11 protein-coding genes are annotated in these 11,997 nt (G+C 71.0%); 6 read left to right on the top strand and 5 right to left on the bottom strand.

Annotated features, from left to right (window positions below; translation table 11 throughout):
* Window positions 1–4 precede the first annotated feature (4 nt).
* From ACWHMB_RS00230 to lldD, 6 genes are all read left to right on the top strand, one after another.
* Window positions 5–1,069, top strand: a complete 1,065-nt coding sequence (locus ACWHMB_RS00230; protein WP_377484504.1) for an MBL fold metallo-hydrolase — start codon at window positions 5–7, stop codon at window positions 1,067–1,069.
* 68 nt (window positions 1,070–1,137) lie between these two features.
* Complete coding sequence (locus ACWHMB_RS00225) at window positions 1,138–1,812, top strand: enoyl-CoA hydratase/isomerase family protein (RefSeq protein WP_377484506.1); 675 nt, start codon at window positions 1,138–1,140, stop codon at window positions 1,810–1,812.
* 30 nt (window positions 1,813–1,842) lie between these two features.
* Window positions 1,843–2,613, top strand: a complete 771-nt coding sequence (locus ACWHMB_RS00220; protein WP_377484578.1) for an SDR family oxidoreductase — start codon at window positions 1,843–1,845, stop codon at window positions 2,611–2,613.
* A gap of 34 nt (window positions 2,614–2,647) precedes the next feature.
* Window positions 2,648–3,538 carry a LysR substrate-binding domain-containing protein gene (locus ACWHMB_RS00215; protein WP_293221914.1) on the top strand — a complete coding sequence of 297 codons (891 nt, stop codon included), beginning with the start codon at window positions 2,648–2,650 and terminating at the stop codon, window positions 3,536–3,538.
* A 296-nt stretch (window positions 3,539–3,834) separates the two neighbouring features.
* On the top strand, window positions 3,835–5,496 hold the full coding sequence (locus tag ACWHMB_RS00210) for an L-lactate permease (RefSeq protein WP_377484508.1): 1,662 nt from the start codon (window positions 3,835–3,837) through the stop codon (window positions 5,494–5,496).
* 14 nt (window positions 5,497–5,510) lie between these two features.
* Complete coding sequence (gene lldD / locus ACWHMB_RS00205; protein ID WP_293221918.1) at window positions 5,511–6,650, top strand: FMN-dependent L-lactate dehydrogenase LldD; 1,140 nt, start codon at window positions 5,511–5,513, stop codon at window positions 6,648–6,650.
* 43 nt (window positions 6,651–6,693) lie between these two features.
* On the opposite strand, the gene ACWHMB_RS00200 is transcribed toward lldD, so the two are convergent.
* The 5 genes from ACWHMB_RS00200 to glyS form a co-directional block, all read right to left on the bottom strand.
* Entirely contained in the window at window positions 6,694–7,599 is a 906-nt protein-coding gene (locus ACWHMB_RS00200) for a M48 family metallopeptidase (RefSeq protein WP_377484511.1), read from the bottom strand.
* Window positions 7,600–7,606: 7 nt separating this feature from the next.
* Complete coding sequence (locus ACWHMB_RS00195; RefSeq protein WP_377484513.1) at window positions 7,607–8,380, bottom strand: lysophospholipid acyltransferase family protein; 774 nt, start codon at window positions 8,378–8,380, stop codon at window positions 7,607–7,609.
* Entirely contained in the window at window positions 8,377–8,961 is a 585-nt protein-coding gene (gene gmhB, locus ACWHMB_RS00190; RefSeq protein ID WP_377484515.1) for a D-glycero-beta-D-manno-heptose 1,7-bisphosphate 7-phosphatase, read from the bottom strand. Before gmhB ends, ACWHMB_RS00195 begins: the two co-directional genes overlap by 4 nt.
* 8 nt (window positions 8,962–8,969) lie before the next feature.
* Complete coding sequence (locus tag ACWHMB_RS00185) at window positions 8,970–9,575, bottom strand: hypothetical protein (protein ID WP_377484517.1); 606 nt, start codon at window positions 9,573–9,575, stop codon at window positions 8,970–8,972.
* Between the two features lie 269 nt (window positions 9,576–9,844).
* Window positions 9,845–11,995, bottom strand: coding sequence for a glycine--tRNA ligase subunit beta (gene glyS, locus ACWHMB_RS00180; protein ID WP_447648403.1), 2,151 nt, complete (start codon window positions 11,993–11,995; stop codon window positions 9,845–9,847).
* Window positions 11,996–11,997 lie beyond the last annotated feature (2 nt).

Here is an 11,997-nt window from a genome sequence, read left to right as displayed (position 1 = left end):
CCTCATGTCCCTTTCCGCCGAACTCGAACGCGCCCTGCACTACCCGCTGGGCGACGAACTGCCCGCGCCCGGCCGCGCCATCACCCTGGCGCCCGGCCTCAAGTGGATTCGCATGCCGCTGCCCTTTGCGCTGGACCACATCAATCTGTGGCTGCTGCGCGACCGTTTTCAGGGCCGCGAAGGCTGGACGGTGGTGGACTGCTGCATCGACCGCCCCGAATCGCGCGCGCTGTGGGAGCAGGTGTTCGAGCACGAGCTGGAGGGCCTGCCCGTGGTGCGCGTGGTCGTCACCCACATGCACCCCGACCACATCGGCCTGGCGCACTGGCTGTGCGAGCGCTGGCAGGCGCCGCTGTGGATCAGCGGCACCGACTTTCAGGTCGCGCGCTACAGCTGCGAGGTGGTCAACAGCTTTGGCGGCGAGCGCCTGGCGGCGTACTTTCGCAGCCACGGAATGGTCGACGAGGGCGACCTGGAGCAGATCCGCAACCGCAAGAACTACTACCGCGGCCTGGTGCCCGACGTGCCGCACAGCTACGCGCGCCTGATCGACGGCATGCCGCTCACCGTCGGCGGCCAGGCCTGGCGCTGCATCGCGGGCTACGGCCACGCGCCCGAGCACATGGCGCTGTACTGTGAGGCACAGGGCATCCTCATCAGCGGCGACATGGTGCTGCCGCGCATTTCCACCAACGTCAGCGTGTACGAGATGGAGCCCGAGGCCGATTCGCTGACGCTGTTCCTGGACTCCATCGACCGCTTCAAGCCGCTGCCCGAAAGCACCCTGGTGCTGCCTTCGCACGGCAAGCCCTTCAAGGGCCTGCACACGCGCATCCAGCAGCTGCACGAGCACCACCGCGACCGCCTGGCCGAGGTGGTGCAGGCCGCCCATGAAAAACCGGTGAGCGCCTACGACATGCTGCCGGTGCTGTTCAAGCGCCCGCTCGATCTGCACCAGACCACCTTTGCGCTGGGCGAGTCGGTGGCCCACCTGCACCGCCTGTGGCACGGCGGCCAGCTGGCGCGCACGCTCGACGCCGCGGGCATCTGGCGCTTTGCGCCGACCTGACGCATGAGCGTCGCGCCGGGCCGCCCCAAGCAAGCTCGCACCGCAGTGCGCAGCACGAAGGTACTCCAGTGAACGCCGGCACGGACCTCGTCTGCCAGCGCCAGGGTGGCCTGCTCGAGATCGCCCTGAACCGGCCCGGCCGCCTGAACGCGCTCACGCCGCAGTCGGCACAGGCGCTGCTGCATGCCGTGCGCCAGGGCCAGGACGATCCGGCCGTGCGGCTGCTGCTGATCCGCGGCGAGGGCCGCGCGTTTTGCGCCGGCAAGGACCGCGACGCGCCCGCCAGCGCGGCCTTCGTCGCCACGCTGCAGCAGTTGGCCGCCGCGCTGGTCGAGGGCAAGCCGTCGGTCGCGGCGGTGCAGGGCTGGGCCGTGGGCGCCGGCCTGGAGCTGGCGCTCAATTGCGACGTGGTCTTCGCCAGCGAGGACGCGCGCTTCGCGCTGCCCGAGGCGCAGCTGGGCCTGCCCGGCACCGGCGGCATCCACGCCCTGCTGCCGCGCCTGATCGGCCTGGGGCGCGCCAAGGCCCTGCTGTGGTCCGGCCAGGCCTTCGGCGCGCGGCAGGCGCACGACTGGGGCCTGGTGTGGCAGCTCACGCCGCCGGGCGCGCTGCTGGACGAGGCGCGCGCCTTCGGCCGGCTGCTGGAGCAGGCCGAGCCCGACACCCTGGCGCGCGTGAAGGCGCTGCTGCACGCTGCAGCGCTGCGCGACTTTGACGCGACACTGGTGGCCGAAGGCCGTTGAATTTCAGGCAAAGACAAAGAGAGACTGATGATGAACATCGACCAACTGTTTTCGCTGCGCGACCGCACGGCGCTGGTCACCGGCGGCTCGCGCGGCATCGGCCGCATGATCGCCGAGGGCTTTTTGCGCGCCGGCGCGCGCGTCTACATCTCGGCGCGCAAGGCCGAGGCCTGCGATGCGACCGCCAGGGAGCTGTCGGCCATCGGCCCCTGCGTTTCGCTGCCGGCCGACGTCGCCACGCGGGCCGGCATCCAGGCCCTGGTGGCCACCCTGCAGCAGCGGGAAAAGAGCCTGGACATCCTGGTCAACAACGCCGGCGCGGCCTGGGGCGCGCCCTACGACGAGTTTCCCGAAAGCGGCTGGGACAAGGTGGCCGACCTGAACCTGAAGACGCCGTTTTTCCTCACCCAGGCGCTCACGCCCATGCTCGAAGCCGCCGCCACCGAGCACCTGGCCAAGGTCATCCACATCGCCAGCATCGACGGCATCAGCGTCAACCCCTGGGAAACCTATTCGTACGCCGCCAGCAAGGCCGGCCTGATCCACCTGACCAAGCGCATGGCCATGACCCTGGCGCCCCGGCGCATCATCGTCAGCGCCATCGCGCCGGGCCCTTTCGCCTCCGACATGAACAAGAGCGCCCGCGACCACGCCGAGGAAACCGCCGCGCGCGTGCCGCTGCGCCGCATTGGCCAGCCCGAGGACATGGCCGGCGCCGCCATCTTCCTGGCCTCGCGCGCCGGCGACTACGTGGTCGGCTCCACTTTGGTGGTGGACGGCGGCACCGCCTGGGGGCGCTGAGCCGGCCCTCGCTCCGCCGCGCCACAATGGGCGCATGGTTGCCGCCGCCCGCATCCCGCCCATCCAGGCGCTGCTCGCCTTCGAGGCAGTGGCGCGCTTGCGCAGCGTGACGCAGGCGGCCGAGGAACTCAGCGTCACCCCCAGCGCGGTCAGCCACCGCATCCGCCAGCTCGAAGGCCAGCTCGGCCTGAAGCTGTTCGCCCACCGCAGCGAGTTCCTGCCCAGCGCCGAAGGCGCCACCTACCTGGCGCGCGTGCGCGAGGCGCTGGCCGCGCTGCAGGAGTCGCCGCGCGCCGCCGGGCCCGGCCCGGCACACCTGCGCGTGGCCGTCACGCCCACCTTCTCGCGCCAACTGCTGCTGCCCCGGCTGGCGCTGTTCCGCCACGCCTATCCCGACATCGAGCTGATGCTGCAGGTGGCTATCCCGGTGCACAACGTGACCGCCGAGGAGGCCGACATCGAACTGCGTTTCGGCGCTGGACCCTTTCCCGGGCGCGAGTCCATGCACCTGCTGTCGGACGAGGTATGCCCGGTGTGCAGCCCCGGCTACCTGCACGAGGCCGGCCCCTTCGGCGATGGCTTCGAGACCGAGGCGGCGGTCAGCCGCGCGCACCTGATCCGCTCGCCGCTGGAGCCCTGGCGCACCTGGTTCAGCGCCTGCGGCATCGGCCTGCCCGAGCCGGCCTCCGGCAACCAGTTCAACGACCTGGGCCTGGTGCACGATGCCGCCGTGGCCGGCTTCGGGGTGGCGCTGATGCGGCTCAAGCTGGGCCAGAGCTGGCTCGACAGCGGGCGCCTGGTGCGCCTGTCGGCGCGCAGCGTGCGCTCGCCGCACGACTACTTCCTGTGCTGGAAGCCCGGCACGCTGGAGCGCTGGGAGTGCGCCAGCTTCGTGGACTGGCTGCGGCAGGCCATCAACGCATAGGGGTTTCTTGCCGGGGTGGGGCGCCTATCCAGAATGGCGCACCGTGCGTTGAGAAATGGCTCCCCATGCTTCGCATGATGCGCAGCCGCTGCGGGGGCGTTTTTCATCTTGGGGCGGCCCGGCGTTGAAAAAATTTCACGCGCGGCGTCAGCACATTTCACGCAACGCCAGCGCCGGTGCTTCTACAGTGCCAGCCGGCACTTATCCGGGCGATCAGGTGGGTGGCACACCATTCCTGAGCCAGGGCCTCGCGTGCCCCCGCCATTGCGTACAACGACACCGAAGGAGACATCGCCATGACCTGGCAGCAGACCTACGACCCCATGGGCAGCATGGTGCTGTCCACTTGCCTGGCCGCCATTCCCGTGGTGGTGATGCTGGGCGCGCTGGGCCTTTTCCACATCAAGGCGCACATCGCCGCCGGCATGGGCCTGGCGGCCGCGCTGCTGGTGGCCATCTTCGCCTACGGCATGCCGGCCGACATGGCCGGGCGCGCGGCGGTGCTGGGCGCGTTCACGGGCCTGCTGCCGATCGGCTGGATCGTGCTGAACATCATCTTCCTGCACCAGCTCACGGAGCAGAACGGCAGCTTCCGCGTGCTGCAGGACTCGCTCTCGGGCATCACCGAGGACCGGCGCATCCAGCTCCTGCTGATCGCCTTCTGCTTCGGCGCCTTCTTCGAGGGCGCGGCGGGCTTCGGCACGCCGGTGGCGGTGACGGCGGCCATCCTGATCGGGCTGGGCTTCTCGCCGCTGGCGGCCTCGGGCCTGTCGCTGATCGCCAACACGGCGCCGGTGGCCTTCGGCGCGCTGGGCACGCCGGTCATCATGCTGGCCAAGGTGCACGGCTACGACCTGATGGAGGTCACGGGCATGATCGGCCGCCAGCTGCCGCTGTTCTCGCTGATGGTGCCGTTCTGGGTGGTGTGGGCCTTCGCCGGCCGCAAGGGCATGCTGGAAATCTGGCCGGCCATCCTGGTCACGGGCCTGTCGTTCGCCATTCCGCAGTACCTGGTGTCCAACTTCATGGGGCCGGAGCTGGTAGACATCATTGCCGCCATCGTCTCCATGGCGTGCCTGGTGGGTTTCCTGCGCGTGTGGCAGCCCAAGAAGGTGTGGACCTCGCCGTCGCTGCGCGGCCATGACCCCAGCGCCGCCGAGGCCAAGCCGCCGCAGCCGGTGACGCGCCACAGCACCCAGGCGCTGGTGGCCGCCTGGACGCCGTGGGTGATCCTGTCGGTGTTCGTGTTCATCTGGGGCCTGCCGCCTGTCAAGGCGTGGCTGAACGGCCTGTTCGCGCCCGCCTTCCCCATGGACGGCCTGCACAACCTGGTGCTGAAGTCGCCCCCGGTGGTGACCAAGCCCACGCCCGAGGGCGCGGTGTACGTGCTGAACCTGCTCTCGGCCACCGGCAGCGGCATTCTGCTGGCGGCCGTCATCAGCGGGCTGGTGATGAAGTACAACCCCGTCGCCATCGTGCGCACCTTCTTCAAGACGCTGTGGCTGGTGCGCTATTCGCTGCTGACCATCGTGCTGATGCTGGCGCTGGGCACGCTCACGCGCTTCTCGGGCACCGACACTACGCTGGGCCTGGCCTTCGCCAACACGGGCGTGCTGTACCCCTTCTTCGGCACGCTGATGGGCTGGCTGGGCGTGGCGCTGACGGGCTCGGACACGGCCAGCAACGTGCTGTTCGGCGGCATGCAGAAGGTGGCGGCCGAGCAATTGGGCCTGTCGGGCAACCTGATGGGCGCGGCCAACAGCGCGGGCGGTGTGATGGGCAAGATGATTGACGCGCAGTCGATCGTGGTGGCATCGACCGCCACGCGCTGGTTCGACCACGAGGGCGACATCCTGCGCTACGTGTTCTTCCACTCCATTGCGCTGGCCTGCCTGGTCGGCCTGTACGTGACGATGCAGGCCTACGTCTGGCCGTTCACGCTGATGGTGGTCAGGTAGCGCGCGGACCGGCCATGATCATCTCCTCCACCACGGACTACCGCGCGGCTGCGCAGCGGCGGCTGCCGCCCTTCCTGTTCCACTACGTCGACGGCGGCGCCTACGCCGAGAAGACGCTGGCGCGCAACGTCGCCGACCTGGCGGAAGTGGCGCTGCGCCAGCGCGTGCTCCGGGACATGAGCCAGCTTGACACCAGCATCGAACTGTTCGGCGAGAAGCTCTCCATTCCTACCGTGCTGGCGCCGGTGGGCCTGACCGGCATGTACGCGCGCCGCGGCGAGGTGCAGGCCGCCATGGCGGCGGACAAAAAGGGCATCCCCTTCACCCTGTCCAGCGTCTCGGTGTGCCCGATCGAGGAGGTCGCGCCCCGGCTGAAGCGCCCGATGTGGTTCCAGCTCTACGTGCTCAAGGACCGCGGCTTCATGCAGAACGCCCTGGAGCGCGCGCAGGCCGCCGGCGTCTCGGCGCTGGTGTTCACCGTGGACATGCCCGTGCCCGGCGCGCGCTACCGCGACGCGCACTCGGGCATGAGCGGCCCGGGCGCTGCCCTGCGCCGCTACGCGCAGGCCGTCACGCACCCGCACTGGGCTTTCAGCGTGGGGCTGTTCGGCCGCCCGCACACGCTGGGCAACATCTCTGCCTACAAGGGCAAGAACGTCAGCCTCGAAGACTACATGGGCTACCTGGGCGAGAACTTCGACCCCTCGATCTCGTGGAAGGATCTGGAGTGGATCCGCGACTTCTGGAAGGGCCCGATGCTCATCAAGGGCATCCTCGACCCCGAGGACGCGAAGGACGCGGTGCGCTTCGGCGCCGACGGCATCATCGTCAGCAACCACGGCGGGCGCCAGCTCGACGGCGTGCTCTCGTCGGCGCGCGCGCTGCCGCCGATCGCCGACGCGGTGAAGGGACAGATCAAGATCCTGGCCGACTCCGGCATCCGCAACGGCCTGGACATCGTGCGCATGCTGGCCCTGGGCGCCGACTGCACCCTGATCGGCCGCGCTTTCGTCTACGCGCTGGCCGCCGGGGGCGAGGCCGGCGTGACGAACCTGCTTGAGTTGCTCGAGAAGGAAATGCGCGTGGCGATGACGCTGACCAGTGTCCGGAACGTGGCCGAGATCACCGGCGACCTGCTGGTAGGCGCCGGCTGAGAGGTGTGAACGAATCCCCCTGACTCGGCGGGCGGCAGCGCCCTTACCAGCGCGGCACCGCCTCGTCGCGCAGCGCACCGCGCCGCTCGGCGTAGTCGGGCAGCACCGCTTCGACGTGGTCCCAAAAGCGCGGGCTGTGGTTCATCTCGCGCAGGTGGGCCAGCTCGTGCACCACCACGTAGTCGATGACGGCCTCGCTCAGGTGGATCAGGCGCCAGTTCAGGCGGATCGAGCCGTCGGCGCTGGCGCTGCCCCAGCGCGTGTGCGCGGACGACAGGCTGAGGCGCTGCCAGCGCACGCCCAGCTGCGGCGCGAAGTGGTCCAGCCGCTCGGTGAACAGGCGCCGCGCCTGCCGCAGCAGCCAGGCCTGGGCGGCGTCGCGCAGGCGCTCGGGCGCGGCGTCCAGCGGCAGGCCCAGCCACAGGCAGCCGTCCTGCAGCGCCGCGCCCACCGGGCCGTGCGCCTGGTGCGGGTCCAGCCGCAGCGTGAGCGCCTGGCCCAGGTAGGGCAGGCGGGCGCCCTCGCGCCAGTCGATGGCGGCGGTGGCGGCCTGGGCCTGGCGCGCGCGCGCCTCGGCGAGCTTGTCCAGCACCCAGCGCGACTTGTGCTGCAGCAGGGCCTCGACCTCGGCCAGCGGCGTCCAGCGCGGCGCGCTGACCGACAGGCCCTCGGCGCCCACCGTCAGGCCGATGGTGCGCCGCCGCCCGCGCCGAAACGCGTAGGCCACCTGGGCATCGCCCAGCACGATGCGGCGATTGGCCTGCGGGTGGCTGAAGGCGGCCGGGGGCAGGGCCTGCTGCAGGTCGAGCGCAGGCTCGATCGATTGGACTATTGAATCGATAGCTGTCGGCGCTTGATTGGTGGGCGCTGTGGGCTGATTTGGCTCGAAGCTCTCGCTGGCGTTGCCGACACCGAACAGATCGAGCAGCAGCTGGCGCATGGCGGGCATGGGCGTTTCAGGCGCTGGGCCGCACGGCCGAGCGCGGCGTCTCGGCCGTGGGGTAGGCCTCGGGGTCCAGGCGCCGCATCTCGGTCTCGATCCAGGCCTCGACCTCGCGCGTCACCTCGTGCGCCTTGCGGCCGGTGGTGGCGATCGGCGGGCCGATGGAGAAGTCGACGATGCCGGGCGTCTTGACGAAGGCCTTGCGCGGCCAGCAGCGCGCCGAGGTGACGGCGATCGGGATCACCGGCACGCCGCAGTCGATGGCCAGGCGCGCGCCGCTGCTCTGGTAGGCGCCCTTTTCGCCGCGCGGAATGCGCGTGCCTTCGGGGAACATGATGACCCACACGCCTTGCCCCAGCAGGCGCCGGCCCTGCTCGGTGACCTTGCGCAGCGCCTCGGTGCGGTGCTCGCGGTCGATGTGGATCATGTCCATCCGGCCGATGGCCCAGCCGAAGAACGGGATGCGCAGCAGCTCGCGCTTGAACACGTAGGCCAGCGGATGCGGCATCAGCGGCGGCATGCAGAAGGTCTCCCAGGCCGACTGGTGCTTGACCAGCAGCACCGCGCCGTCGGTGGCGCCGGTGGGCAGGTTCTGCATGCCGGTGACGCGATTCTCAATGCCCAGGATCCAGCGGCCGGCGTGCATGGTCAGGCCCAGCCAGGCGCGGCAGACGCGGTACACCACGGACTTGGAGGTGAAGGGCGCGATCAGCACCACCACCGTGGCCCAGGGGATGACGGTGATCGCCATCCACAACAGGTGCAGGGCGGAGCGCAGGGCGTTCATGCGGCGGTCGACCGGGGCTCGGGGTGGGCGGCTTCGTCGGCCGCGATCAGGGCCGTGGCAAAGGCCGCCAGGTCGGCGTGCACCTGGGTGCCGGGCGGAAACTCGGGCGGCAGCGGGTCGGTGCGCGCCGGCGCGCCGCGCCCCGTCAGCACCAGGTGCACGCGGCAGCCGGCCGCCTGCGCGGCCTGCGCGTCGCTGGCGCTGTTGCCCACGGCGTGCACGCGCGCCAGGTCGATCTTGTAGCGCTCGCCGATCTGGCGCAGCAGGCCCGGCTGCGGCTTGTGGCAGCTGCAACCCTCGTCGGGCGCATGGGGGCAGAAAAAGATCGCCTCGATGCGCCCGCCGGCCGCCGCCAGCTGCTTGTTCATGCGTGCGTGGATGGCGTTGACGGTGGCCATGTCCACCTGCCCGCGGCCCAGGCCGGGCCAGTTGGCGGCAATCACCACCTGGTAGCCGGCGTGGTTGAGCCGCGCCACCGCGTCCAGCGCGCCGGGCAGCGGCTGCCAGTCCTCGGGCGACTGCAGGAAGCCTTCGCGCTCCAGGTTGAGGGTGCCGTCGCGGTCGACGATGACCAGTTTCATGCGCGCGATTATCCGCCGCCCGGCGGCGCCAGCCGGCCCCAGCGCCCCCACCAGCGGCCGGCCTGCACCTGCAGCCGCGCGACGCGGCCGGGTGGCCAGGCGGCGGGCGACTCGCCCTCGGCCAGCAGGCGCTGCGGGGCGGACGTGTCGGGCAGCTGCAGGTACAGCTCGGCGCCGCCCGGGCCGTGCGCGCCGGGCGGCACCGCGCGGGCCAGCAGCACGCGCGCCTCGGGCTCGGCCACCGGGTGGCGGCCGGTCTGGTTGAAATGGCTGGCCAGCAGCCCCGCGCCGCCCAGCCCCCAGGCCAGCACCCACAGCGCCAGCGCCCAGGGCCGCAGGCGCGGCCAGCCGTGGCGGCGCAGCGCCGCGCGCAGGCCCCAGCGCAGCAGCAGCGCGGCGGCGAGCAGGCCCAGCGCGGTGAACACGAAGGGGCGCGCCGCCGCCCACATCGCCTGATACGGGTCGGCCACCAGCGTGGCGGCGCGCAGTGGTTGCAGGCCGCTGGCGTCGTTTTCGCCCTGCGCCTGCAGGCCGGCGCGCAGCAGCAGCACGCCAATCACCGGGCCGATGGCCCAGGCCAGGGTGCGCCAGGTGATCGAAGAGGACTCGGTCAAGGCCATTTCCGTTGTTCATGGCGCTGTGCGCCGGCCGCCGAGCATAAAAACTCAAAGGGTCGAGGGGCCGCGGAGCAGGCCAAGCAAGCGATCGCCGTGGAAGGGCTTGGCCCGCCCACAGGTGATGCCCCCTGAGCGCTGCTCGGCCGCCCGAAGGCGCGAAGGCCTCCATGGGGGGCAGCGCACCACGCGCAGCGGGGAAGCGTGGGGGGCCGATTCTTTTGGGGGAGGTGCCACATCGCGCAGCGAGTGGAGCAACGGGGGGAGCGTCAAGTCGCCAGGCGCGAGAGGTCGGCCACGCGGTTCATGGCCTGGTGCAGCTGCTGCAGCAGCTGCAGGCGGTTGGCCCGCAGGGCCGCATCGTCGGCGTTGACCATCACGCCGTCGAAGAAGGCATCGACCGGGCCCTTCAGCGCCGCCAGCTGCTGCAGGCTGGCGGTGTAGTCGCCGCGCTCGAAGGCGGCGTCGGCCTTCGGGGCCACGGTTTGCAGGGCCTGGTACAAGGCCTTTTCGGCGTCTTCGACCAGCCGCTCGGGCTGGACCGCGCCGCCGACTTCGCCCTCGGCCTTTTTCAGGATGTTGCCGACGCGCTTGTTGGCGGCGGCCAGGGCGGGGGCCTCGGGCAGCTGGGCGAAGGCGCGCACGGCGGCCAGCGCCTGCGGCAGCTGGCTGGCGCGCAGCGGCGCGGCAATGACGGCATCGGCCTCCTGCGTGCTGGCGCCCAGCTCGCGCAGGTAGCCGGCCATGCGCTCGTGGATGAAGGCCAGCAGCTGCGCGTTGCTGTGCGCCGGGTCGGCCAGCAGCGCGCCAAAGGGCTGGGCGGCGGCCTCCAGCAGGGCCGGCAAGTCCAGCGGCAGCTGCTGTTCGGCCAGCATGCGGATCACGCCCAGCGCGTGGCGGCGCAGGGCGAACGGGTCGCGGTCGCCGGTGGGCAGGCTGCCGATGCCGAACAGGCCGACCAGGGTCTCCAGCTTGTCGGCCAGCGCCACCACCGTGCCGACGGGGCCGCGCGGCAGTTCGTCGCCCGCAAAGCGCGGCTTGTAGTGGTCTTCGATGGCGAAGGCGATGTCCTCGCTCCAGCCGTCGTGGCGCGCGTAGTAGCCGCCCATGATGCCCTGCAGCTCGGGAAACTCGCCCACCATGTCGGTCAGCAGATCCGCCTTGGCCAGTTTGGCGGCATCGTCGGCGGCCTGGGCCAGCACCGCGCCGCCCCCTGGCTGGCCCGACGGCGCCAGCAGTCCCGCGATCGCGCGGGCGATGGCGCGCACGCGCTCGCTGCGCTCGCCCTGCGTGCCCAGCTTGTTGTGATAAACCACCTTGGCCAGCTGCGGCACGCGGCTTTCCAGCGTCTTCTTGCGGTCCTGGTCGAAGAAGAACTTGGCGTCCTGCAGGCGCGGACGCACCACGCGTTCGTTGCCCTGGATGACGGCGCTGGCGTCGTCGGGGCTGATGTTGCTGACCACCAGGAACTGGTTCGTCAGCTGGCCCCGCGCATCCAGCAGCGGAAAGTACTTCTGATTCGCCTTCATGGTCAGGATCAGGCACTCGGGCGGCACTTCGAGAAAGGCCGCCTCGTACTGGCACACCAGCACCTTGGGGCGCTCGACCAGGGCCGTCACCTCGTCCAGCAATGCTTCGTCTTCGATAGCTTGCAGCGCTTGTCCCGCGCCGGCTGCAGCCGTTTTCAGCTGAGACTGAATGAGGGCGCGCCGCTCGTCGAAGGAAGCGATCACGGCGCCCTGCGCGCGCAGCGTGTTGGCGTAGTGGTCGGCGTGCGCGATCTCGATGGGCTCGCGCGCGGCCTCGAAGCGGTGGCCGTGCGTGACGCGGCCGGCGCTCAAGCCCAGCGCCGTCACCGGCACCACCTCGGCGCCGTGCAGCGCCAGCAGGCCGTGCGCCGGGCGCACGAACTGCACGCTGTCCCAGCCCGGCAGCGGCGTGCCGTGCTGCAGCTGGTAGGTCATGACCTTGGGAATGGGCAGGTGCGTGAGGGCCTCGTGCAGCGCCTTTTGCAGCGCCGCGGGCAGGCTGGCGCCGGGGGCCACGCTGTCGTGAAACAGCGCCTCGGCCTTGCCGTCCACCGCGCGTTGCAGGCCGGGCACGGCGGCCGCGTCCAGGCCCAGCGCCTGCAGCTTTTTCAGCAGCGCCGGCGTCGGCTGGCCCTGCGCATCCAGGCCCACGCTCACTGGCATCAGCTTGTGGCGCACCGGCTTGTCGGCGGCCCGCACCGCCACCTGTGTGATGTGCGCGGCCAGCCGGCGCGGGCTGGCAAAGGGCGTGACCTGGCTGCCCGCGGCCGTCAGGCCCTGGGCCTTCAGCTGCTCGAACAGCTGGCCGGCGAAGGCCTCGCCCAGTTTCTCCAGCGCCTTGGGCGGCAGTTCTTCGACGAACAGTTCGACGAGAAGGTTGTGCGTTGTCATGA

The organism is Ottowia pentelensis, from assembly GCF_964341695.1.
Note: the sequence above shows the minus strand (reverse complement) of the source record. Positions and strands in the feature narration are given on the sequence as shown.